We start from the raw sequence: 25,183 nt of genomic DNA on the forward strand, positions 1-25,183 counted from the left end.
AAATAATTGACTGTTTATCAATTGGTTATGTTTTTGGTATGTGTTTTAAATCATATCAGGAAAATTACCCCACTTATGATCAAGAATTTTATAAAAATAGCCTGGCGCAACATAGTAAGGCACAAGGGTTATTCCTTCATTAACATATCGGGTTTAACTGTAGGTATAGCGGCTTGTCTGCTTATTTTTGTAATTATAAAATACGAGCTGAGTTTTAATACCTATCAAAAAAACTACAGCAGTATTTATCATATAGTAACCGAAGAAAAACACGAGGCAGATCTTACGTACAATCCAGGTGTTACGGTACCTGCAACGGCGGCCTTACGTATTGATTTTCCGCAGGCTAAGGTTGCTGCGTTAAACAGCAGCTATGGCAGCCAGATCACCGTACCCGAAGCGGCAGGAGGGAATACCGGCGATAAAAAGTTTACCGAAAGCCTTGGTGTACTTTTTATAGAACCGCAATTTTTTGACATTTTTAACTCCACATGGTTAGCCGGCAACGCCGCTGCGTTGAGCGCGCCGGATATGGTAGTGATAGACAAAAGTTCGGCCATTAAATATTTTGGTGATTGGCAAAAGGCCGTTGGCAAAATTCTTAAAATGGATAACCTAATAACGCTTAAAGTTGCCGGCGTGGTTGAAGATGCACCTGCAAACAGTGATTTCCCATTTAAAATAATGGTATCGTTTGTAACCTGGAAACAACACGGCAAGGACTACAGCTATAGCGAAGATTGGGGCTCAACAAGCAGTAACCACGAAATATTTATGCTTTTCCCCAAAAGCATGACGCCCGAAAATATCAGCAGCCAGTTAAAAGCTTTCTCCTTAAAACACTTCAAAAAAGGCATTTCAAAAACAAACTTATTGCCGCAGCCATTGTCTGAATTTCACTTCGATACCAGGTTCGGCAATCAACTTGGCGATCATAGTACCAGCAGGGCAACGCTGCGCACGTTATCGTTCATTGGTATACTTATCATTATAATGGCTTCTATAAACTTTATCAATCTGTCAACAGCGCAATCTGTAGGCCGGTCTAAAGAAGTTGGTATCCGCAAGGTTTTAGGCAGCACCCGTAAACAGCTTATCTTCCAGGTAATTGGCGAAACCGCTATCGTGGTTTCAATATCGGGCTTACTGGCGTTATGTATAGCTAAACTGGCCTTGCCTCAGCTTAAAAATATTGCCAATGTGCCAGATAGCATTGGTTTGTTTAACCTGCAAAGTCTGCTGTTTTTAGGGGCTGTAGCTGCTATCGTAATACTGTTATCGGGTATTTATCCGGCGTTGGTGGTATCGGGCTTTAAACCGGTTATGGCCTTAAAAAATAAAATCACGGCTGCCTCAATAGGGGGCATTCCTTTACGCAGGGCTTTGGTTGTGGCGCAGTTTGCCATTTCGCAATTGCTTATTATAGGCACTATAGTAGCGGTAAACCAAATGGATTATGTAAATAAAGCCGATTTGGGTTTCGATAAAAATGCTGTATTGATAATTCCCGGCTATACGGATAGCCTCAGCTTGCGTAAAATAGAGTCGTTTAAACAGCAATTGCTGCAAAATTCCAATGTTCAGGCGGTAAGTTTTGCTTCGGATGCACCATCGTCAGAAAATAACTGGGGTACCAACTTTAACTTCAATGGCTCAACAAAGGATGTAGGCTATAACACTTACCTCAAGTTTGGCGATGCCGACTACTTTAAAACATTAGGGCTGCAGTTTGTAGCCGGTAAAGGTTACGACGTAAGCGATACCACCAAACAGTACGTAGTAAATGAAACCTTTATACATAAATTAGGAATCCAGGATGCCGAAAAAGCGATAGGCAAAACCATACGGCTGGGCGGCGGGCAATGGAAGCCGATTGTTGGCGTGGTTAAAGATTTTAAGACCAATTCTCTGCGCGAAACCATAAAACCTATAGTTATAAGCCCAAGCAAGCGTTTTTCAGGTATAGTAGCCATAAAAATTCAAACAAAAAACCTGTCGGCAACGGTTAGTCAGCTTCAAAAAATGTGGGAAAATACTTATCCCGAATATGCTTACAACGGATATTTCCTGGATGAAAACATTGCCAAGTTTTACCAAAGCGAAAATCAGATGGCGTTGGTTTACAAAATATTTGCTGTAATAGCCATCTTTATTTCCTGCTTAGGGCTTTATGGCCTGGTGTCATTCATGGCGGTACAGCGTACCAAAGAGGTGGGCATCCGCAAGGTATTAGGCGCATCGGTAAGCAGTATCGTATTTCTGTTCTCCAAAGAGTTTATGGTATTGATAGCTGCATCCTTTATTATAGCCGTGCCCGTTGCATGGTACGTTATGAGCGGCTGGCTGCAAAACTTCGCTTACCGTATTTCATTAAGCGTGTGGGTATTTTTATTAGCTATAGTTACATCAATAATTATTGCCTGGTTAACCGTTGGCTACAAAGCCATGAAAGCCGCGCTGGTAAACCCCGTTAAAAGTTTAAGAAGCGAATAGACTTTTGGTCATTAAGTCATTGGTCATTAAGTCATTGGTCATTAGGTCATTAGGTCATTTTTTTAGAGTTTAGGTTTTAGAGCTTAGAATTTAGAATTTATCTGTTTAGGATTTAGAATTTACCCGTTTAGAATTTACACTGTCCATTATGCTTAAAAATTATATAAAAATTGCCTGGCGTAATTTAAAGCGCAACAAAGCTTACGCTACTATTAGTGTTGTTGGTTTAGCGTTGGGCATCGCCTGCGGCATCCTGATCTTTACACTCATTACCTATCACCTTAGCTTTGATACTTTTCATAAAAATCCGGATAGGGTTTACCGCCTGTACACGGAGTGGCATGATGATGGTATAGGCATGTCAAACGGGGTTCCCCAGCCCCTGGGCAAAACCTTCAGGAATGATTTTTCACTTGCCGAAAAAACGGCGCGGGCTATCAATTTTCATAACCCGTTAATAACCATAACAAAAGGTGGTGATGTTAGGAAATTCCAGGAAGAAGACGGCGTTACCTTTGCAGAACCGCAATACTTTGATATCCTTAATTTCCCGCTGATAAAAGGCGACAGGAAAACAGTATTGGTTCATCCCGGCGAAGCTATTATTACCCAAAAGATGGCCTATAAATACTTTGGTAATGATAATGCAATGGGCAAAGTTATCCGCCTGGATAATAAGGTGAATTTTACCATAACCGGCATCCTGAAAGATATCCCAGCCAATACGGATCGCAGGCAGCAGATCTATTTATCATATGGTAACATGGATGAATACACTGATAAGCGCCGCGAAGACAATTGGGGCGGCGTTTATAGCGGGAGCGAGGCTTTTACAATCCTGAAACCCAATGTTTCAAAAGCACAGGCCGAAAAAGCCTTAGCCGTAATAGTTTCCAAACATTATACCGGTCGTGATCTTAAAACGTGGTTCTTCAAACTGCAGCCCCTTGCAGATATGCACTTTAACCCCGAACTGGATGGCTATGCAGATAAAAAGTATCTATGGGCATTATTTTTCATAGGTCTGTTCCTCATTATAACTGCTTGTGTAAACTTTGTTAACCTGGCAACCGCGCAGGCTCTTAACCGCGCAAAAGAGGTAGGCATTCGCAAAGTAATGGGCAGCCTTCCGTTCCAGCTATTTTGGCAGTTTATTGCCGAAACTGCTTTGATAACCGTTGTTGCCGTACTGTTGGCTATTGGCTTATCTTACCTGGCGCTGCCGGCAATAAACCATCTTTTCCAATCGGAAATGACGTTCGACATAGCCCGGTTATCCATATTTATATTTGTGATGGCGTTGGTGGTTATCTTTCTGTCGGGTTCATATCCCGGCCTGGTATTGGCAAGGTTTCAGCCCATTATGGCGCTTAAAAGCAAATTGTCACAAAAGCATGTGGGTGGGTTTTCGCTGCGGAGGATACTGGTGGTTACCCAATTTTCTATCTCTCAAATATTAATTATAGGCACTATTATAGTAGTATCGCAATTGCATTACTCTCAAAATGCCGACCTTGGTTTTAATAAAAACGCCATTGTGCTGCTGCCCATACCATCAAATGATAAGGCCAAGCTGACTACCATGCGCAACCGCTTTAATACAATACCTGGTGTTGAAAAGGTATCCTACTGCTTTAGGGCCCCGGCTTCGCAATCAAATAATACTACGGGTGTTAATTTTAATCACCGTACCGAAGATGAGCACTGGGGCATCAACACAAAAACAGCCGATGAAAACTACCTGTCGACCTTTGGTTTGAAATTGGTGGCCGGTCGTAATTTTTTTCCAGCCGATTCGGTAAGAGAGTTTGTGGTTAATGAAACTTTTGTGAAGAAGCTTAACATGAAACCGCGTGATGTTATAGGAAAAATGCTGTCGATTAATGGTAAAAGTACCACGGCACCTATTGTTGGTGTGGTTAAGGATTTTTACAATTACTCGTTCCATAGCGAAATATCGCCTATCTGTATTATGCCTTATTGGGGTGGTTATTCAACAGTGGCTATTAAGATGAACATGCGCAATGCAAAATCGTCTTTGGCGTCGGTCGAAAAAATATGGAACGATACCTTTCCCGAAGAACTTTACTCGTACCAGTTTTTGGATGACAGCATAAACAAGTTTTACCAACTGGATAATGTAATGCTTACTCTTATTGAAGCATTTGCCGCCATCGCCATATTAATAAGCTGCCTTGGTTTGTACGGTTTGGTATCGTTTATGGCAGTACGTAAAACTAAGGAGATTGGCGTACGGAAAGTTTTGGGTGCCGATATTCAGCATATTTTGTGGCTGTTTGGTAAGGAGTTTACCCGTTTATTGCTGATAGCCTTTGTAATAGCCGCGCCGCTTGCATGGTGGGTAATGCACAATTACCTACAGGATTTTAAATATCGCATAACTATAGGCCCCGGTATTTTTCTGATGGCCATATTATCAACATTTATAATTGCCGCAATAACGGTAGGCTATCGGTCCATAATATCTGCACTGGCCAATCCGGTAAAAAGCCTGAGAAGCGAATAGATTTTGGTCATTAGGTCATTTTTTAGAGTTTAGAAATTAGGATTTAGAATTTTCCTTTTAGAGTTTGGAAATTAGGATTTAGAATTTCCCTTTTAGAGTTTAGAAATTAGATTTGGGATTTACCCTTTTAGAATTTAAACCATTATGTTAAAGAACTACATTAAAATAGCCTGGCGCAACATTGTAAAAGGTAAAGTTTACAGTGCCATAAATATACTGGGCCTGGCTGCCGGCATGGCGGTTGCTTTGCTTATTGGCTTATGGGTAAACAATGAGTATTCGTTTGATAGGTTTTTGCCTAACTACCAACAGGTATACCAGGTGAGGCGTAATTTTAACAGCAATGGCGAGATGTTGAACTTTACCTCAACATCCTTAGCACTGGGTATAGCGCTAAAAAACCAGATCCCGGAAATTGAGTACGTGGCCGAAACAAATTGGCTCTCTTCGCACGGATTGATGGTTGGCGATAAAAAGCTCATCATGAACGGTGAAGGCGTTGGCGGAGATTATTTGAAGATCTTTGAATATCCCTTGTTAAGGGGGAGCGCGAGCAATGTACTGAAAGATCCGTATTCCATAGTGCTTACACAATCGGCAGCTAAAGCGCTTTTTGGTACCGATGATGTGATCAATAAAATGGTCCGGTTTGATAATACTAACAACTTGAAAGTGACGGGTATCCTGAAAGACCTCCCGGCTAACTCAACCATTCAGCTAAGTTATATAATGCCATTTAGCTATTTCGAGGCTATAAATCCTTACACGCGTATGGATAAAAAAGATGCAAGCTTTGGTAACAATGGTTATGAACACTTTGTAAAACTTAAACCGGGCATCAGTTATGAACAGGTGGCTCCCAAGATCAAGAACATTGAAAAAGTTCAGGTAAATAACTCCAATGCCAAAAACTCCGATGTGGTATTGCAGCCCATGCAAGACTGGCATTTGTATACCAATTACATTAATGGCGTTGCAAGCGGCGGCTTTATTGAATATGTGCGTATATTTAGCGTAATAGGCTTGCTTGTACTGGCTATAGCCTGCATCAACTTTATTAACCTCACTACAGCACGATCTGAAAAGCGGGCCAAAGAAGTAGGTATCCGCAAGGCAATCGGTTCATATCGTAAGCATTTGATCTTTCAGTTTTTAACAGAATCTATCCTGATCACCTTTATCGCATTTCTGTTCTGTATTTTATTTGTGCAGGTTAGTTTACCGTTTTTCAATGAACTAACCGATAGGAACATAGCTTTACCCTATGAAAACCCTGTTTTTTGGGCTATAATACTAAGTGGCGTATTAGCAATTGGAATTATAGCAGGCAGCAAACCTGCGTTTTACCTGTCGGCTTTTAACCCGGTTAAAGTGTTGAAGGGTACCATTCAGGTTGGTCGTTCGGCAACGCTTTCCCGTAAGGTTTTGGTAGTGCTGCAATTTAGCTGTTCTATAGCACTTATAGTAAGCACCGTTGTTATTTACAGGCAGGTACAGTACGCTAAGGACAGACCCACCGGTTACAATATAGACAGGCTGCTCATGACCGATAACAGCACAGACATATCCCGCAATTACCAGGCACTAAAGAATGACCTTTTGCAAAGCGGCTTAGTGCAAAATATTACCACTGCATCAAGCCCCGCTACGGGCATTTACTGGCACAATAACCTGGATTACTGGCCGGGGAAAAATGCAAATGAAACGGTTGAAATGGGAATGATAAGAACCACCGCCGGTTATTTTAATACCCTTGGGATGAAAATTGTTGCAGGCCGTAACATGCAAACCGATGCCGATACAAATAATGTTGTATTGAACCAGGCTGCGGTAAAGCGCTTGCGTTTAAAACAGCCCCTCAACCAGCAAATCACCATAAACGGGAATAAGTTAACCATAATAGGTGTAGCAAAAGATGCACTTATGGACTCGCCATTTGCACCGGCAGATCCTACAACGTTTGTTTACAATACCAACGCTCAGGATAAGGTAATATATCGCCTTTCGCCCAACGTAAAAACGCAGGATGCTATTACAAAACTCGGCCAGATCTTCGCAAAATATAATCCTGCGTATCCGTATACCTACAAATTTGTTGATGACGAATACAACCGCAAGTTTAGCCAGGAAGTGCTTATCGGTAAGCTATCGGGCATTTTTGCCGGACTGGCCATATTTATATCGTGCCTTGGCTTATTTGGCCTTGCCGCTTACGTTGCCGAACAGCGCACCAAAGAAATAGGCGTTCGCAAAGTACTGGGTGCATCAGTAAGCCAAATATGGTTTATGCTTTCCAAAGATTTTGTGCTGCTGGTAATGGTAAGCTGTATAGTAGCCACGCCAATAGCTTTGTATTTCTTACAAAACTGGCTGCTTAAGTACAGCTACCGCATTACTATAGGCCCCGGAATATTTATTGTATCGGCAATAGCTGCTATCGGCATAACGCTTATAACCATCAGCTTTCAGGCTATTAAGGCTGCGGTAGCTAATCCGGTTAAAAGCCTGCGAAGCGAATAGGTATTGGTCATTGGGCATTAAGTCATTGGTCATTAGGTCATTTTTTTAGAGTTTAGAATTTGCCCTTTTAGCGTTTTTAAAAATTAGGATTTAGAATTTACCTGTTTATAATTTAGAAATTAGGATTTAGAATTTACCCACTATGCTGAAGAACTACATTAAAATTGCCTGGAGAAACATCTGGAAGAGTAAGATTTTTTCTGCTATCAACATTGTTGGTCTTTCTGTGGGAATGGCGGCCTGCATGATCATTATGCTTTTTGTTGCGTACGAAAAGAGCTTCGATGATATGCACACCAAAAATCTTTACAGGCTTAACGAAGTGCAGAAATTTCCGGGGATGGTTGCTTCGCAAAAGGTGGCTTTATCCATGTTTCCGATGGGGCCAACACTTAAAAATGAGTTTCCCGAAATAAAAAACTTTACCCGGATTAACAGGCAAAACAAATTTCAGCTTACGTATGGGCAAAAAAAGGTATTTATGCCCCAGGTGTTCTTTGTCGATTCGACATTCATGGGCATGTTTGATTTTAAGCTGATACATGGCGAAAGGGAAACAGCATTGCTAAAACCCCATAGTGTACTATTAACCCAAAAAACCGCCGAAACAATATTTGGCAAGGAAGACCCCATGGGTAAAACCATTACCCATTATGGCAATGATACCACAAGTTATACCGTTACCGGGATTTTGGCCAACATTCCTAAAAATTCGCAATTGCAATTCGATGGACTGTTTTCATTCAATACCATTTTTAAACCCTGGATGCAAAATGCATGGGGCGGCAACTGGCTAAACACATTCCTGGAACTTGCACCGGGTACAGACATCCATAAACTCGAACAGAAATTTCCGGCCTATCAAAAAAAATACATGAACAAGGATAACTGGAAGTTTTATGAACTGTTCCTGCTGTCGCTTAAAGATGTGCATAGCAATGCTGCCGATGTTGGGCTTGATGATTTAAACTACCAAAAGTTTGATAAAAAGCTCACTAACCTTTTTGCTATTATAGCCCTCATCGTATTGGTGATAGCCTGTGTTAACTTCATCAACCTGTCCACCGCACGGTCTGCCGAGCGGGCTAAGGAGGTTGGGGTACGCAAATCCATCGGGGCGCACCGCTTTCAGCTGGCCTGCCAGTTTTTAGGCGAAACCGTAATGCTCTCGCTTATAGCCATGGTTTTTGCCTGGATATTTGTATTGATAGCCATACCCTATATCAACAACCTCAGCCAGCGCGATATTAGTTTGCCATTAACGGCTACCTGGTGGCCTGTTGTAGTAATATTTGTAGCAACGGTATGTATTGGCTTGCTATCGGGGATTTATCCGGCAGTGTTCCTTTCCTCTTTTCAGCCGGTTAAAGTGTTGAAAGGCTCTGTTGAAACTGGCCGTAACAAAGGATCGCTGCGTAATATTTTGGTGGTGGCGCAGTTTACCAGCGCTATTGTGTTAATGATTGCCACCATATTTGTTATAAAGCAATTGCGGTTTATGCAGCATAAAGATCCCGGCTTTAGTCGAGAGCAGGTGGTTACAATTCCGCTTAATATGGTTAACCCCGCAAAGTACGAGCTAATTAAACAGGAGCTTTTGAGCAGTAACCTGGTTCAGGGTGTTACCGGTTCACAGGATCAGCTGGGCAGCCATTTGGATCAATCTGGTGTGGAGTTCAGGTTGAAAGATTCGCCTTTACGGCAGCTTACCTCAACCCGGCTTATTGTAGATCCGGATTACCTTAATTTTTATAAGATAAAACTTGTTGAGGGTAAAAACTTCTCCAAAGAAAAATCAACCCGTGGACGCGAGTATATCATTAATGAGAAACTGGCTGCCGAACTGCTTAAAGATCATAAAAATACACCAATGAGCGCGCTTATAGGTCAGCATTTTGGTTTCGATTCGTTGGGGGTTATTACCGGCATAGCTAAGGATTTTAACTTTAACTCACTGCATTATAAAATAGAAACGATGTTCATGTTCAATCAGCCCGATTGGGGCTTGGGTACTATGTCTGTCAAAATAAACGGCGCGCACACCACCGAAACACTCGACTTTATTAAAAAAACGTGGACAAGCACCGTACCGGATATCCCGTTTGAATACCAATTCCTTGATGATCATTTTACAGAAGTTTACCGTGTAGATAACCAGGTAAGCAGTGTGGTAAGTATTTTAGCGGTATTGATCATCGTTATTTCGTGTCTTGGTTTATTTGGCCTGGCATCTTATTCAGCAGAAAAACGAATCAAGGAAATAGGGGTAAGGAAGGTATTGGGGGCTACTGTTCAAAATATTGTGGTGTTACTTTCCAGTCATTTTATAAAGCTGGTGCTCATAGCAAACCTTCTGGCCTGGCCAATAGCCCTCTATGGCGTTAATGCATGGCTGCGGGATTTCGCCTATCGTGTAAATGTAGATTGGTGGGTATTTGCCATAGCCGGCGGTGTATCGGTTATTATTGCCTTTGCAACAGTAAGTTTCCAATCAGTTAAGGCAGCTATTTCCAATCCGGTTAAAAGCCTAAGAAGCGAATAGTTATTGGTTCATTAAGTCATTGGTCATTAGGTCATTTTTTAGAGTTTAGAATATTCCTTTTTAGGATTTAAAAATTAGGATTTAGAGTTTATCTGTTTAGGGTTTAGAATTTCTCTTTTTTAGAGTTTAGAATTTATCTGTTTAGAATTTGAATAACCATGTTAAAAAACTATATCAAAATAGCGTTTCGTAACCTTATCAGGGATAAGGCATATTCTGTATTGAATTTGATTGGCCTTTCGATGGGTTTGGCAAGCGTTATTATGATAATGGCGTATGTGCGCTATGAGTTATCGTATGATAAAAGTTATAGCAACCACACCCAGGTTTACCGCCTTACGCGCGAAGCTAAAAGCGCCAATACAGATGAAGTTTTTATCGATGTGCCATCGGGCCTTGCGCAGGCTTTGCAAAAGGAGTTTCCGGCGGTGAATACCTTCAGCGGTGTTTTTGCCAGCAATGTTGAGGTTAAGCACCACAATGACATTGTCAGCATCAATTCGATACAAGCCGGGGCTGATTTTTTCAAGATCTTTAATTTTCCCTTTGCCAAAGGCGATCCGGGTTCGTCATTAACAGAACCGGGCAGCATTGTGATATCAGAGCGCATCGCCCAAAAACTTTTTGCCGGGAAGGAAGCCGTGGGCAGTAACATTACCACCGTTGGGGGCAAGGTTTTACATATTACAGGTGTTATGAAAAACTTGCCTGCAAACTCGCACCTAACTGGCGATATAGTGGTTTCTGGGAGCGGCGATAAATCAATGGCCGAAAGTTTAAACTGGATGGCGTACACTTCTTTCCCTCAATATATACTGTTAAATAACCATACCGATGCAAGACAGCTGGAAAATCAGTTTGCATCCATTTACAAAAAATACCAGTTCCCCAAGGATGTTTCCATTCACTTACAGCCGGTAACCGACATTCATTTAAGATCACATGCGCAAAATGAAATTTCTATAAACAGCGATATCAAATACGTTTACATTTTTATGTCGGCGGCGCTATTGATCCTGTTTGTAGCCTGCATCAATTACATTAACCTAACAACCGCCCGTTCATTACAGCGCGCCAAAGAAATTGGATTACGCAAGGTACTTGGCGCCCTGCGGAAACAGCTTATCATGCAGTTTCTTACCGAGTCGTTTTTGTTTTTCTTTATTAGTACAGTACTTGCGCTTTTTATAAGCTACACCATGTGGCCGGCATTTTCTGCGGTTATAACCGGTTATGAGTACGTAATGCCGTTGTTTGATACCAAAAGCGCGTTAATGGTATTTGCGGTATTTGTTACTGGAGGCCTGCTTGCGGGGGCTTACCCGGCTTTCTTTCTATCGTCGTTGCAGCCAGTTAAGGTGCTTAGGGGCTTATCTAAGTTCGGAATAAATATAAGCTTGCGTAAGGCGCTGGTGGTATTACAGTTCACTATTTCGGGCGTGCTGATGGTATCTACCATAGTGGTTTATCAGCAGCTTAACTTTATCAGCAATGCGCGGCTTGGCTTTAATAAGGATAATTTGATAACCGTGCCTTTCTACATGTCAAATTCGCATGTTGCAGCCTTTAAGTACGAGTTGACTAAAAATCGGGATATTCAATCTGCAACAGTAGCTTCCTGGAGTATAGGGAAGGATTATGGCGGATCATCAAGCATGGAAGACAAAAAGGACCCTAAACGCCAGCTGCAATTTTCGTTTATTAATGCCGATTTTGATTTTGTAAAAACAATGCAGATCAATGTTAAAGCGGGCAGAAATTTTTCGGCCGCGTTTGGTACCGATACAGTTAATGCCGAAAATTTGAATAAGAAAAACCTGCCTTATGAACAGTTCAAAAAAGAACTTGCAACCCAATCTGTTATTTTAAACGAGGAAGCCGTTAAACTGCTCGATATTAAAAAACCGGTAGGGCATGTGATAAGTACGGGTGCCGTACAAGGTACAATTATTGGCGTGGCCGAAAACTTTAACGGACTAACCCTGCACCAAAAAATACCTGCAGTGGTCATGACCTGCTCGGCCATTTCGGAGTACGGACAAATGTTTATCCGGATTTCGCCAAGGAATACCCAAAACACGCTTAATTATATAGCAGATCAGTGGAAAAAGTTTTACCCCAGCCACAGGTTTGATTTTGCCTTTGCCGATGATAAGCTGCAAAAGCTATACTCTGCAGATAAACGGCTGGGTACCCTGTTTGGAACATTTGCTACGCTTGCCATTGCAATAGGCTGTTTAGGCTTATTTGGATTGATTTCCCTAACGGTACAAAACAGGCTGAAAGAAATTGGTATAAGAAAGGTACTTGGCGCAAGCGTTATAGATATTACCAGTCTTATCTCTGCCGATTTTGTTAAGCTGGTTATTGTTTCCTTTGTCATATCGTCGCCGGTTGCCTGGTATTTGATGACTAACTGGCTGCAGAGCTTTGCTTACCGAATAGATATTCATTGGTGGATATTTTTAATTGCCTGCGGCATAGCCATTGTAATTTCGCTGGTAACATTAAGCTTTCAATCCATCAAAGCCGCCATTGCCAATCCGGTTAAAAGTTTAAGGAGCGAATAATTTTGTTGGTCATTAAGTCATTTGCTGCGCGTCATTAACTCATTGGTCATTAGGTCATTTTTTAGAGTTTAGAAATTTGGATTTAGAGTTTAATAATTAGGATTTAGAATTTAGAAATTGGGATTTAGAATTTAATAATTAGGATTTAGAGTTTTAAAAATTAGAATTAGAATTTAAACCATCATGATAAAAAATTATTTTAAGATAGCCTTGCGCAACCTTTGGAAACACAAGGTGTTTTCATTCATAAACATAACAGGTCTTTCCATTGGGATAACGGCCTGTTTTTTTATTTTTATGTATGTTGGCTTTGAGTTAAGCTACGATAATTTTCATACCAAGGCCGATAGGATCTACCGCTTGGTAACGGATATTAAAACACCTACCGAAACTATAAATACGGGTATAACGGCTTGGCCATTTGCACCAAATATTAAGGCCGATTTTCCAGAGGTTGAATCGTTTGTGCGCATCAGCGGCGGCAGCTTCCTGGTACGAAAAGGTGATGTTAAGTTTCAGGAAGAACACTCCATTTTTGCCGATTCTACCTTTTTTAAGGTGTTTGATTTTAAACTCTTAAAAGGCGATCCAAGAACTGCACTTACCGCACCCGCCACCATTGTATTTACCGAAAAGGCCGCTAAAAAATACTTCGGCAACAAAAACCCGATGGGCCAAACCGTGCTTGTTACCGGCGATGCCATACCGGCGGTTATAACCGGTATTATGAAGGATATCCCCGAAAATTCGCAGATAAAGGCAGATATGCTTATTTCCATGACCTCGCTTACGCAAAGGTTTAATAAGGAGATTGATAATTCATGGGGTAACTTTGGCGCAACAAGCTATTTGCTCTTAAAACCCAATACCAATCCTAAAGCTCTCGAAGCTAAGTTTCCGGCCTTTTTGGAAAGAAGGAACGGCAAGGAAGAGCGCGACCATAAAATGTCATACAAGTTTTTCCTGGAGCCGCTAAAATCAGTTTACCTGCACTCCACCCGCGGCGGACAGGAATCTGGCAGTATTACAAACGTGTACATTTTTGGTATAGTTGCCGTATTTATACTATTGATAGCCTGTTTTAACTTTGTAAACCTCACCACGGCACGGTCTGTTGAACGGGCCAAGGAGGTAGGCATTCGCAAGGTAGTTGGTGCCGAAAAATCGCAGTTAGCCAGCCAGTTCATAGGCGAATCTGTTGTACTTTGTTTAATTGCCTTTGTGCTCACCGTTATCCTCTCTGTACTATTACTGCCCATGTTTAACCAGCTGGCGGGTAAAACGGTTAGTCCGGGTATATTTTCAAACTGGTATTATGTGGTTATTCTATTGGGTACTGCGGTGTTAATTGGTTTGGTTGCGGGTATTTATCCGGCATTGGTATTATCTTCATTTAAGCCGGTGTCCGTGTTAAAAGGGCGCTTTTCCAGCGGTACCAAGGGTAATTTGTTGCGTAAAACACTGGTGGTATCGCAGTTTACCATTTCTATATTTTTGATCATCGGTACTATTATAGTGTACAAGCAAATGAGTTTTATGCAAAACCGCGATTTGGGTTTTGCTAAAGACCAAATGCTTATCCTCGATACCAATGGCGATCCTGGTGCCAATGCCTTTAAGGAAGCTATTGCAAGCATCCCCGGCGTTCAGTCAACGGCAAATTCATCCAGCGTACCGGGTGGGGGTAATCCGGGTGCTTATTCCGAAATTGAAAACACAAAAGGCGATCTTCAGATTGCCAACCTCGACCTATATTTTGTTGATTGGGATTATATAAATCAGTTTAAGATAAAAATGGTTGCCGGCCGGCCTTTTTCACGCGAGTTTGGTACCGATACCGCACAAGCCATGTTGCTGAATGAAGCTGCTGTTAAAATGTTTGGGTACACATCGCCGCAGCAGGCCATAGGTAAACGTTTTAAACAATGGGGGCGCGAAGGTAAAATTGTTGGGGTGATGAAAGATTTTCATTTTCGCTCGTTACAAGAGGTCATCAAACCTTTAAGTATGCGTATCGAACTTAAAAACCTGGGGTTAATCTCGGCCAAAATATCTTCCAATAACTTATCGGCCACCATAGCGGCCATCCAAAACAAATGGAAAATGCTTATCCCCGGCAGGCCCTTCAGCTATTATTTTTTAGATGAATTTTTTGATCGTCAATACCGGTCAGAACAACGCTTTGGCAAATTATTCTTCAACTTTGCGGTACTGGCTATATTTATATCATGCCTTGGCTTATTAGGCCTGGCGTCATACAGCACCTTGCAGCGCACCCGTGAAATAGGCATCCGCAAGGTGATGGGGGCCACTGTACCGGGAATTGTTAACCTGCTATCAAAAGATTTCCTGACGCTGGTAGGTATATCATTCCTGATAGCATCGCCCGTTGCAGGGCTGTTTATGCACTATTACTGGCTCAAAAGCTTTGCCTACCGGGTAGATATGAGCTGGTGGATCTTTGCACTGGCCGGTTTATTGGCAGTTGTAATTGCCCTTGCCACCATAAGTTTCCAGGCTATAAGGGCAGCCATGGCCAACCCGGTTAAAAGCCTCAAAAGCGAATGATAAGGTTAAAGGTAAAAGGTTAAAGGCGAAAGGTGATGTATGCGGGTATATCATCTTTTACCTTTATTGGTATGGGCGACATCAAACTAAGCTTACAATTTCCACCGCATAGGTTTCTTCTACCTTTAACCTTTCGCCTTTTACCTTTCTCCTCAAACGACCTTTAACCTTTCGCCTTTTCCCTTTCACCTTAAGCTGTATCATAACCGTACGCATCCTGTTACGTAAGCGAACAGTTTTTGTATAACTATAAGTATATAAATAATTGATAATTAATGAGTTGAAAGTTTGGTATGTTATTGATACTTGATACGCCGAATTGAATTGATATTTTTAAAATAAAAATTAACCATCAATTCATTAACTAACTAATCAACAATTAACAAATGTTATCACTTCAGCATATTTCGAAATACTACCAGGTAAGCGGACTTAAAAATTTTGTGCTTAATGATCTTAGTCTGGAGGTTGACCAGGGCGAGTTTATATCTATAATGGGCCCATCGGGTTCTGGTAAATCATCATTGCTAAACATCATAGGTATGCTTGATGAACCATCAGACGGGTACCATTACTTTGTAGATCATGCCGTTCATCAGCTTAAAGAAAAACAACGCTCGGCTTTGTATAAACAATACATTGGCTTTGTTTTTCAGGCCTATCACCTTATTGATGAGCTTACCGTTTATGAAAACATCGAAACACCGCTGATATACCAGGATTTTAAAAGCTCCGAACGTAAGGCGATGGTGGCCGATATGCTGGATAGGTTTAGCATTGTAGGTAAAAAAGACCTTTTCCCGGCGCAGCTTTCGGGCGGGCAGCAGCAGTTGGTGGGTATTGCCCGCGCGCTGATTGCCAAGCCAAGGCTATTACTGGCCGATGAGCCTACAGGTAACCTTAACTCTAAACAAGGGGAGGAGATCATGGAACTGTTTCGCAAGCTGAATAAGGAAGACGGCGTAACCATTATACAGGTAACCCACTCCGAAAAAAATGCCGAGTACGGTTCGCGCATCATTAACCTGCTCGATGGCAAAATCGAATCTTCAAAACAACTCTGATCATATACTAATGCGATACTTTAAATTTATATTTCTAAGCCTGGTTGCACTATCAGCAGTAAACGTGCAGGCACAGGCCCAAACAGATTCGGTAATTACCATCAGGCAATGCATTGATATTGCCATAAAAAACAACCTCGATGTACAAAAGAGCGAGTTGGAAATGGCACGACTTAACATTGGCTACAAACAAGCCAAAGAATACCTGCTGCCAAGCATAAACGGACAGGTAGACCACGGTATAAACAACGGGCGTAACATTAACCCATTTACCAATAGTTACGTAACACAATCGCTTACTTATGGTAACTACAGCCTTAATGGTAGCCTCACCCTGTTTAGCGGTTTAACCAATTTAAATAACATAAAACAGGCTTCGCTGGCATACCAGGCCGGCAAAATGGATTTTCAGCAGGCTAAGGATCAGGTAACCATTAACGTGATAACCGCTTATTTGCAGGTTTTAGATAATACCGAGTTACTGGGCCAGGTTATCAACCAGCTGGATGTTTCAAAAAAGCAGGTAGAGCGGTTACAGATCCTGGAGCAGCAAGGCGCCAACAAGCTCCCGTCAGATCTTTACGACCTTAAAGGTACCTATGGCGATAATCAGCTGAATTTGGTGACAACGAGGAATACCTTAGAGGTTTCAAAGTTAACCCTCATGCAAATACTTAATATTCCGTACAACAAAAATATTAAACTGGAGCCATTGAGTGTGCAGGATGTATCAAAACAAACCGATGCCAATTCCGAGCAAATCTACGCTACCGCTTTGCAGCAGCTGGCTTATATAAAAGCTGCCGAGTTAAGGAGCCAAAGCGCCGAAAAGGGTGTTAAGGTAGCCAAAGGAAATCTGCTGCCTACGCTATCATTAAACGGCGGCATATTTACAAATTACTCAAGCGCGGCACAAAAGTCTGTTTTTGTTGATTCAACTACGGTAAATACCGGCAGTTTTGTGAACGGGCCAGGAGGGGTTAAGCAACCTGTTATGGAAACGCAGGCAAACTTTGCCAATAAAAGCATTGGCTATTATGATCAGTTTAAAAATAACTATAGCACGCAGGTTGGGTTAACATTGCGTATCCCCATCTTAAATTACTTCCAAAACCACAACAAGGTAGCCTTAGCAAAAATTAACCTGCAGGAAGCCAGGTATGTAGAAAATAATACTAAAATTGTTTTAAAACAAAGTGTTGAACAGGCCTATCTGAACATGACATCGGCTTATGAAAGGTACACCGTACTTAACGACCAGGTGAAAGCCTATGCCGAATCATTCAGAACTGCCGAGATCCGTTTTAACGCTGGTGTACTTACATCTGTAGATTTTGTACTGGCTAAAAATAACCTCGACAGGGCAAAGATCAACATGATTAATGCAAGGTATGATTGCTACATCTTTAACAAAATATTAGATTACTACCAGGGCAAGTTAGTGCTCTAAAAAATTTGGGAAAGATTTATAATTTATAAAATTTTTATACATTTATTCCAGATTATATGTCGATATCTGGCTCATAATCAGTTAGCTTAATGCTTCAGGGTTATGAGCCGGATATTTCTAATTTAGGATGTTAAGTAAATATTTGCTTACTTAGCGTTTTAAATCCACTACACAATTACCTACTAAACTCACACCTAAAATGAGAAAAACCATTATTTTAACATTATCAATTTGCCTGTTTAGCATAGGCATAGCATCGGCGCAGGTTATACCAAATTTTGCATTTGGTATTAAAGGCGGCTTAAACTATTCAACCTTTCCATCAAACGGCGTATTTAACAATAATAACAAGGCTGGCTATTTAGCGGGTGCCTGGGCAAGGTTTGGCGGTTTAGGCCTTATCTTTCAGCCAGAGCTTTATGTTACCGGTAAAAATATCGACATTAAGGATAACGGCGATGGCGTAAACAAAGCAAAATTCACCAGTATTGATCTGCCTTTATTAGTTGGCGGTAAAGTTGGTGCTTTAGGCTTGGCCGGAAGATTTTACGGTGGTCCGGTTTTGTCGTTTGCTGTAAATAAAGACCAAAGTATAAGCGGTGCTACTTCGCAGGCTACAAGGTTAAACTACAAAGATGCAAACTACGCGTTGCAGGTAGGTGCCGGTGTTGATATCAGCAGCTTTTCTGTTGATTTAAGATACGAAGGCGGTCTTAATAAAATAGGATACGGTCCGCAGGAAAATTCACATACCCGTGTAAGTGTATTTAGTCTTGCCCTTGCCTACAAATTGTTTTCATTGTAAAAACTTTACATAAACAAAAAAGCCATCTTGATTTTCAGGGGGGCTTTTTTGTTTGTAGATATCTCTAAGAATACACCTCTTTTAATCTGTATCAGTTCCTTTTTGCAAAATGCCCTCTTCTACACTGTTATCAATCAACTTTTTAGCGTAATTCCACAATACTTGTGATCCTTCCTTAATGATGCTCTTCTTTTCTACTACCTTTTCATAGGGTACGTTAAATTCTTTCCAGGTGCCTCCGTTATTTGATCTGTTTTGAAGCAAGGGCTCAAACCGATCCATCGCGCGGGCGAATTTAGCTTCTGCGGTTTCACCTGCTTCAAATTCCTCCCAAATTAAAATCAGTTCATCAGCTTGTTCTGATGGCAACAAGCCGAATATTCGCCTGGCTGCCGCCAATTCAGCTTCGGTATTGGTATGATTTACAGCGGTATCATATAAAAATATGTCCCCGGCATCAATCTCCACCAAATCATGGATCAACAGCATCTTTATAACCTTTAATAGATCGATTTCTTGATTGCTGTGTCCAGAAAGAACTACCGCCATTAAGGCGAGGTGCCAGCTATGCTCCGCATCATTTTCTGTACGGGTGCTGTTAAAAAGGCGTGTTTTACGTTGTATGTATTTTAACTTATCGATTTCGTGAATGAAATCTACCTGTTTTTGAAGTTGCTCAATGTTCATATCTCTTGCTTAAGCAATGCAAATATAGCGTATCTCCGGCGCTTATAAATAAGAAAGCCATCCTGAAAATCAGGGTGGCTTTCTTATTTATAAGAATTGCCTTAAAATTTAATACGACTAATCAAGCCTTTCAATTTTAGCTGTTTTATCAATTTATCAAGTTTACGCTCGTGTTTGCCGCCGGCATCCAGGGCATCAAATACCAGGCCTGCCGTTACAGCATATACTGCGTGGTGGAAACCGTCAATAGCTATTGCCTTTGGCTCTTCTTCGGTTATAGGTGGTGCCGCGTTAAATTTTGGCAGCATAACCATGCTGGTACCCCAAACAGCTCCAAAATGAAGTAAGGTGGCCGGTAAGCCTTTTAATCCCGTTAATGATATCAATCCCCGCGAAATTCCCCAAACTGTGCCATAGGCCCAGTGAATCTCTTGCGATAGTTTGGGTTTTTCCTCTTTTGAGGCAGGTTTAAATCCCGCAGCTTCGCCCGCTACTTTCAGTGTGGCCTCGCTTGGCTCGCGTTTGGTTATTTTCATTTCTATTATTTGCGATAGCGTCATGGCTGCCGTGGCAGCCAGTCCCGCCAGCAGGCCTTTTCCTATTGCACCGCCAAGTGCGCCCAGGGCATTGTTTTCATGTAGTTTCATAGTGTTGGTGTTTGTTACTATTTATAACAATGAAATTTACCTATTGATTTATATTTTTTAATCAGAACATAAATACAGTTGCCATGGTTGTATTATTACTTATTTAATACAATATTATGCAGTTGAAAATATCAAAGCCTTTTTGGCAGGTTATAGGTTTAGGCACACTTGCGGGTATGCGTACTACGTCGGCACCGCTAATTGCCTGTCATATATTGAGTAACCATCAATCAAAACGGCTGGCAAAATCGCCATTACGGTTCATGCAATCAAAAAATGTGGCGGTGGCTTTTAAAGTTTTAGCCCTGGGCGAAATTGTTGGCGATAAATTACCATCCACACCTAACCGTATCAAAGCATCGTCGCTTGCGGCCCGGATACTTTCTGGCGCGCTTGCCGGGGCAAGTATTTATAAGGCAACGGGCGGTAAGGCACCAATGGGAGCGTTGATAGGCGGTGCAGCTGCTTTCGCATCAACATTTGGCAGTTATTTTTTACGCAAAAGCGTAGTTAAAACCAGTCATATTGTCGACCCTATAATTGGTGCCATTGAAGATGCGCTGGTAATAGGCTGCGGCACAAGCCTCATTCAATTATCCTGACCTTGTACTTTAGGCTGCAGGTATTTTTCCAAGTTGCCAATATCGTTGCGGATACGCGGTAAACTATCAGGAAAGTTTTGCTGAACGTAAGTAACCAGGTTCTCGCGGATGTAACAACGCAGGTCAAAGGCTTCAGATGAATTGCGGGCGCTCATGAGCACACGCACCTCAATGTTATTTTCCTTGGTATCGGTTACCTGTACCACTTTAACTTTTTTATCCCACAGGGGCGTTAAGTTAATCAACCTGTCAAACTCCGTACGCAGTTCTTCCAGCGGAACGGAATAATCAAGGTACAGGAATACAGTTCCCAGGATCTCAGATGAGGTACGCGTCCAGTTTTGGAAAGGTTTGGTAATGAAATAGTTTATAGGGAGTATAAGCCTGCGCTTATCCCATATATTAAGCACCACATAGGTTAGGGTAATTTCTTCAACGCGTCCCCATTCGCCCTCCACCACCAGCACATCATCAATACGGATGGGTTGCGTAAACGCTATCTGAAAACCGGCAAGCAGGTTCCCCAATGAGGTTTGTGCCGCGAAACCTACTATAATACCACCAATACCAACACCGGTTAATAAGCCCGTACCAATTTTACGCATGCTCTCAAAACTGAGCAGTACAATGGCTATGGTTACAAATACAATAAGCACCACCAAAATTTTGCGGATAAACTGGATTTGCGTACGCACTTTACGCTCGGTAAGGTTATCGGCTTTGCTGAGATCATAGGCATGGTAAACATAATCTTCCAGCACACGGATGGCACGCACCAGGATGCCCGCAAAGGAAATAGTAAGGCAAATTTCAATGGCTTTATCAAGTGGGGTAATGTAAATTTTATCCATCCGCATCAGCGGGATAAACAGGTTGAGCAGGAACAGCGGGATAAAATAGGTGATGGCCGTACCCAGGTTTACAATTATTGATTTAAAAATGGAATAGGTAGTTTCTTTTTTTGCATAAAATTTAAACAATCTGGTTACAATAAACTTTATGATAAGCCCCGCCATGATTGCAGCGAGGGCTATTATCAGATTCCATACAATGGCCGGGATACGCTGTGAAAATTCAAGTAAGTCGGCAGGCAACCTGTTTTCAATATTCATAGTATATATGTTTGTTAACACCTACATAAATACTATGAATGTAAAATTGTTTTAGCAAAGGGCAACGAAGCAGGTGTTGATACACGTATTTGTAGAATTTTTGATAGTTTTGTTAAAAAAGTCAGGAATTTAGGGCCGACTGTTTATTTGTTTACCTAATTTTATATAATTATATAGCAAAAATGGCTGCAGGTAATGACCATCAGGATATAAAAAGAGAGAAGATCTTAGAAGCTTCGCACCAGCGTTTTTTACATTATGGCTATTCAAAAACCACAATGAATGAAATTGCCGGCGACCTTTCTATGTCTAAAGCTTTGCTGTATTATTACTTTCCCGATAAAAGCCAGCTTTATATGGCCGTAATGCGTAAGCTGGCCAATGATTACCTTAAACTGTTGGAAGATAATATTGATACCTTTGGCGATTTAAAGCAAGCCTTTGTTTTTCAGATAAATACCCATCATGATTTTATAGTGAACAACTATAATTTCTTCGACTTTTTTAGGCTGAACGAGCAAAACCTGCCAGATATGATCTGGGAAATTGTAGGAATGGTACACGCTGCCGAATTGAATTTGCTAAGCCGGGCCATTACCACCGAAATTGGCAGGGGCACCATAAAGCCTATAGAAAACCCCGAAGAAGTTGTTGACCTGCTGCTGGATGCCCTGCATGGCATACGGGTAGGGGCCATATCACAAAAAAAGACCAGCTTCCCCCGCAAAGAGCATCTGGACGAGATTCACGCCAAAAAATTACTGCTGATAGACATATTTATTAAAGGCTTAATGTATTAAAAAATACAATCGATTAAGTTCCTTTTTTGCCAATGTCAATACCCCGTCACAATGCTGGCGTTAGTAAATCTGTACTGAAATTTATAGATACCTTTGTTTAAACATTAATTAATAGGGCCTTGCAAAGTTGTCCTGTTGTTATGTTTTATACTTCCTATTTCAATAAGAGGTGATTGTTTTAGAGTGATTTAGCGGGATGAAGATTTATTTTCATCCCGCTTTTTTGTGCTTACAACTTTTTACTCACTCGCGCGGGTTTAGCGCAGCGTAACCCGTGTGAAAATATGTATTAAGCTTCCAGCTTAATCATGCGCCGGCTGAAAGCCGGAACCATGCTCAGTCACGGGCTACCAGCTACAAGTGTTCGGAAGATTAGCTGCTCCGTCAGGAGCTATCTATTTGTAGCGATTCAAGCGTAATGATTTATTGCCTCATCGAGGCTACCCTTGAATGTGATGGCCTGTTAATTTGGGGTAGCACCTACGGCGCAAATTTTTTTTAACATGATTTGCTACAAATAGGTAGCCCCTTCAGGGCACAGGTTGCAATTGTTTCAATTCTTCCGAACACTTGTAGCTACCAGCCCGCGCCAGTAATTGCCCGCGCCAGCTCGCTCAATGATGTTTAGTATCTCCGTTATGTATTAGCTGGTGGCGCAGTAAAATAACCGAGCGGCCTTGTACCTCTATTTCGGCTTCGGCGTTAAAGGTGCCGGTGATTTCGTCTGTGGGGTTTTTGCTGGTATCTATGAGTAGTTCCCAATCGTCGGCATATTCAACGGCGGGCAGGTGATAGTTTAACGGCTGGTCATGGGCATTAAATATAATGTAAAAGCTATCGTCAACAACCTTGTTACCTTCGGCATTTACGCTGTGCAGGCCAAGCCCGTTCAAAAAAACGCCAATTGATTTGGCAAAATCATGGTTCCAGTGATCTTCGGTCATTTCGGCACCGTCGGGCAAAAACCAGGCTATATCGGCAACGCCGTTTTTTTGATCAGCCTCGCCCTTAAACCAATTTTTGCGCGAGAAGGAGGCGTGGCTTTTACGCAGACTTATCAGCTGTTTCGTAAATGCTGTCAGTTCCTTATCCACCGTTTCCCAATTGATCCACGACAGCTCATTATCCTGGCAATAGGTATTGTTGTTGCCCTGCTGGGTACGACTCATCTCGTCGCCGGCGATAAGCATAGGTACCCCTTGCGATAGGAACAGCGTTGTTAAAAAGTTGCGCTTTTGCCTTTCGCGCAGTTCATTTATAGCAGCATCATCGGTTGGGCCTTCAACTCCGCAGTTCCATGAGCGGTTATGGCTTTCGCCATCGTTATTATCCTCGCCATTGGCCTCGTTATGTTTTTCGTTGTATGATACCAGGTCATTGAGTGTAAAGCCATCATGCGCCGTAATAAAGTTTATGCTGGCAGTAGGTCTGCGGTATAACTTATACAGGTCAGAACTACCCGTTATCCGGTCGCCAAACTCCGCGAGGGTACTTTCGGCACCACTCCAAAAATCCCGTATGCTATCGCGGTATTTGCCGTTCCACTCGGCCCAGCCGGGCGGAAACTTGCCAACCTGGTAACCGCCCTCGCCAACATCCCAGGGCTCGGCAATCAGCTTTACCTGCGATATGGTAGGGTCCTGGTGTATGATATCAAAAAAGGCGCTCAACCGGTTTACTTCATGCAGTTCTCGGGCCAGGGTGGCTGCAAGGTCAAACCTGAAACCATCTACGTGCATTTCCTGTATCCAGTAGCGCAGGCTATCCATCATAAGGCGCAGCACATTGGGTAAATTGGCATTGAGCGTGTTGCCGGTACCGGTGTAATCCATATAGTACCGTTTATCGTCGGTAAGGCGGTAATAACAGGAATTATCAACCCCGCGAAACGAAAGGGTAGGCCCCATCTGATTACCTTCGCCGGTGTGGTTATACACTACATCCAGTATCACCTCAATGCCTGCTTTATGCAGCCCCTTCACCATGTTTTTAAACTCGGTAACCTGTTGCCCCAACACACCGCTTGATGAGTAGCGCGCATCCGGCGCAAAAAAGCCAATGGTATTATAGCCCCAGTAGTTGGTAAGCCCTTCTTCAACCAAATGCCGGTCGTTCAAAAAATGGTGTACCGGCATCAGCTCAATGGCGGTAATACCCAGGTCTTTCAAATAATTTATAGTAACCGGATGGGCAATGCCTGCATAAGTTCCCCTTATTTCTTCAGGAATTTCGGGGTGCATTTTGGTAAAACCCTTCACGTGCGCCTCGTAGATCACCGAATTAAAATATTCAATGCAGGGGGCTTTATCGCCCTCCCAATCAAAATTATGATCCACAACTACAGATTTTGGCACAAATGCCGCGTTATCTGTTTCGCTAAAGCTGAGGTCTTCTTCGGCACTGCCAATTTCATAACCAAACAGTGAATCGTCCCAGTTTATGGTGCCAGAAATTGCTTTGGCGTAAGGATCTATTAGTAATTTGTTGGGATTAAAACGGTGGCCGTTCTCGGGCTCATAAGGGCCATGAACCCTGTAACCATAAAGCTGCCCGGGTTTTAAACCGGGGATATAAACATGCCATATCAATTCGGAGTATTCGGTAATGGATATTTTTTCGTATTCAACTTCATCTTCGGCGGTATTAAAAAGGCAAAGGTCAACGCCGGTAGCGTTCTCGGAGTACAGCGTAAAGTTAACGCCGTTACCATCCCAGGTAGCGCCAAGCGGAAATGATTTGCCAGGGTATGTAGTTATTTTCATAGGTAAGTGCAGGGGTATATGCTCTTTGATGTTT

At 42.1% G+C, this 25,183-nt stretch carries 15 protein-coding genes; 11 read left to right on the top strand and 4 right to left on the bottom strand.

The features are described 5' to 3' along the window. Positions 1-75 precede the first annotated feature (75 nt). The 9 genes from BLS59_RS00440 (at position 76) to BLS59_RS00480 (ending at position 18,539) form a co-directional block, all read left to right on the top strand. Positions 76-2,493, top strand: coding sequence for an ABC transporter permease (locus BLS59_RS00440; protein ID WP_091144946.1), 2,418 nt, complete (start codon positions 76-78; stop codon positions 2,491-2,493). A gap of 148 nt (positions 2,494-2,641) precedes the next feature. Further along, entirely contained in the window at positions 2,642-5,020 is a 2,379-nt protein-coding gene (locus tag BLS59_RS00445) for an ABC transporter permease (protein ID WP_091142397.1), read from the top strand. Between the two features lie 144 nt (positions 5,021-5,164). Then, on the top strand, positions 5,165-7,540 hold the full coding sequence (locus tag BLS59_RS00450) for an ABC transporter permease (RefSeq protein ID WP_091142400.1): 2,376 nt from the start codon (positions 5,165-5,167) through the stop codon (positions 7,538-7,540). A gap of 142 nt (positions 7,541-7,682) precedes the next feature. After that, the gene (locus tag BLS59_RS00455; protein WP_091142403.1) at positions 7,683-10,082 is read left to right on the top strand and encodes an ABC transporter permease; all 2,400 of its coding nucleotides are present in this window, start codon (positions 7,683-7,685) and stop codon (positions 10,080-10,082) included. A gap of 158 nt (positions 10,083-10,240) precedes the next feature. Continuing rightward, on the top strand, positions 10,241-12,652 hold the full coding sequence (locus BLS59_RS00460) for an ABC transporter permease (protein WP_091142406.1): 2,412 nt from the start codon (positions 10,241-10,243) through the stop codon (positions 12,650-12,652). Between the two features lie 183 nt (positions 12,653-12,835). Next, positions 12,836-15,220 carry an ABC transporter permease gene (locus BLS59_RS00465; RefSeq protein WP_091142409.1) on the top strand — a complete coding sequence of 795 codons (2,385 nt, stop codon included), beginning with the start codon at positions 12,836-12,838 and terminating at the stop codon, positions 15,218-15,220. 386 nt (positions 15,221-15,606) lie between these two features. Continuing rightward, positions 15,607-16,284 (top strand): ABC transporter ATP-binding protein, encoded by a 678-nt coding sequence (locus BLS59_RS00470; RefSeq protein ID WP_091142412.1) that lies wholly within the window; start codon positions 15,607-15,609, stop codon positions 16,282-16,284. Between the two features lie 10 nt (positions 16,285-16,294). Continuing rightward, positions 16,295-17,734 carry a TolC family protein gene (locus BLS59_RS00475; protein ID WP_091142416.1) on the top strand — a complete coding sequence of 480 codons (1,440 nt, stop codon included), beginning with the start codon at positions 16,295-16,297 and terminating at the stop codon, positions 17,732-17,734. A 199-nt stretch (positions 17,735-17,933) separates the two neighbouring features. After that, complete coding sequence (locus tag BLS59_RS00480; RefSeq protein WP_091142419.1) at positions 17,934-18,539, top strand: porin family protein; 606 nt, start codon at positions 17,934-17,936, stop codon at positions 18,537-18,539. 81 nt (positions 18,540-18,620) lie between these two features. Here the strand turns inward: BLS59_RS00480 and BLS59_RS00485 are convergent, their stop codons facing one another. Together BLS59_RS00485 and BLS59_RS00490 are read right to left on the bottom strand one after the other, a co-directional pair. Next, positions 18,621-19,226 (bottom strand): HD domain-containing protein, encoded by a 606-nt coding sequence (locus tag BLS59_RS00485; RefSeq protein WP_091142423.1) that lies wholly within the window; start codon positions 19,224-19,226, stop codon positions 18,621-18,623. A 101-nt stretch (positions 19,227-19,327) separates the two neighbouring features. Then, the gene (locus BLS59_RS00490; RefSeq protein ID WP_205411155.1) at positions 19,328-19,873 is read right to left on the bottom strand and encodes a hypothetical protein; all 546 of its coding nucleotides are present in this window, start codon (positions 19,871-19,873) and stop codon (positions 19,328-19,330) included. A gap of 116 nt (positions 19,874-19,989) precedes the next feature. On the opposite strand from BLS59_RS00490, the gene BLS59_RS00495 reads away from it, so the two are divergent. Next, complete coding sequence (locus tag BLS59_RS00495) at positions 19,990-20,475, top strand: DUF4126 family protein (protein ID WP_091142426.1); 486 nt, start codon at positions 19,990-19,992, stop codon at positions 20,473-20,475. Here the strand turns inward: BLS59_RS00495 and BLS59_RS00500 are convergent. After that, a complete protein-coding gene (locus tag BLS59_RS00500; protein ID WP_091142429.1) occupies positions 20,463-21,587 on the bottom strand; it encodes a mechanosensitive ion channel family protein in 1,125 nt (374 codons plus the stop codon). The two genes, BLS59_RS00495 and BLS59_RS00500, sit on opposite strands and share 13 nt — an antisense overlap. Positions 21,588-21,769: 182 nt before the next feature. Between BLS59_RS00500 and BLS59_RS00505 the strand changes: the two genes are divergently transcribed. Then, positions 21,770-22,387 carry a TetR/AcrR family transcriptional regulator gene (locus BLS59_RS00505; protein WP_091142431.1) on the top strand — a complete coding sequence of 206 codons (618 nt, stop codon included), beginning with the start codon at positions 21,770-21,772 and terminating at the stop codon, positions 22,385-22,387. Positions 22,388-23,001: 614 nt separating this feature from the next. Here BLS59_RS00505 and glgX read toward each other — a convergent pair. Continuing rightward, entirely contained in the window at positions 23,002-25,149 is a 2,148-nt protein-coding gene (gene glgX, locus BLS59_RS00510) for a glycogen debranching protein GlgX (RefSeq protein WP_091142434.1), read from the bottom strand. Positions 25,150-25,183 lie beyond the last annotated feature (34 nt).

Origin of the sequence: Mucilaginibacter pineti (genome assembly GCF_900101875.1) — a bacterium.
Lineage (GTDB): Bacteria > Bacteroidota > Bacteroidia > Sphingobacteriales > Sphingobacteriaceae > Mucilaginibacter > Mucilaginibacter pineti.

Bases quoted from the DNA above. Each gene is read 5' to 3' on its own strand.
- BLS59_RS00500 (WP_091142429.1), bottom strand. From the start codon at position 21,587: ATGAATATTGAAAACAGGTTGCCTGCCGACTTACTTGAATTTTCACAG.
- BLS59_RS00455 (WP_091142403.1), top strand. From the start codon at position 7,683: ATGCTGAAGAACTACATTAAAATTGCCTGGAGAAACATCTGGAAGAGT.
- BLS59_RS00470 (WP_091142412.1), top strand. From the start codon at position 15,607: ATGTTATCACTTCAGCATATTTCGAAATACTACCAGGTAAGCGGACTT.
- glgX (WP_091142434.1), bottom strand. From the start codon at position 25,149: ATGAAAATAACTACATACCCTGGCAAATCATTTCCGCTTGGCGCTACC.
- BLS59_RS00450 (WP_091142400.1), top strand. From the start codon at position 5,165: ATGTTAAAGAACTACATTAAAATAGCCTGGCGCAACATTGTAAAAGGT.
- BLS59_RS00495 (WP_091142426.1), top strand. From the start codon at position 19,990: ATGCAGTTGAAAATATCAAAGCCTTTTTGGCAGGTTATAGGTTTAGGC.
- BLS59_RS00490 (WP_205411155.1), bottom strand. From the start codon at position 19,873: ATGAAACTACATGAAAACAATGCCCTGGGCGCACTTGGCGGTGCAATA.
- BLS59_RS00465 (WP_091142409.1), top strand. From the start codon at position 12,836: ATGATAAAAAATTATTTTAAGATAGCCTTGCGCAACCTTTGGAAACAC.
- BLS59_RS00460 (WP_091142406.1), top strand. From the start codon at position 10,241: ATGTTAAAAAACTATATCAAAATAGCGTTTCGTAACCTTATCAGGGAT.
- BLS59_RS00440 (WP_091144946.1), top strand. From the start codon at position 76: ATGATCAAGAATTTTATAAAAATAGCCTGGCGCAACATAGTAAGGCAC.
- BLS59_RS00505 (WP_091142431.1), top strand. From the start codon at position 21,770: ATGGCTGCAGGTAATGACCATCAGGATATAAAAAGAGAGAAGATCTTA.
- BLS59_RS00475 (WP_091142416.1), top strand. From the start codon at position 16,295: ATGCGATACTTTAAATTTATATTTCTAAGCCTGGTTGCACTATCAGCA.
- BLS59_RS00480 (WP_091142419.1), top strand. From the start codon at position 17,934: ATGAGAAAAACCATTATTTTAACATTATCAATTTGCCTGTTTAGCATA.
- BLS59_RS00445 (WP_091142397.1), top strand. From the start codon at position 2,642: ATGCTTAAAAATTATATAAAAATTGCCTGGCGTAATTTAAAGCGCAAC.
- BLS59_RS00485 (WP_091142423.1), bottom strand. From the start codon at position 19,226: ATGAACATTGAGCAACTTCAAAAACAGGTAGATTTCATTCACGAAATC.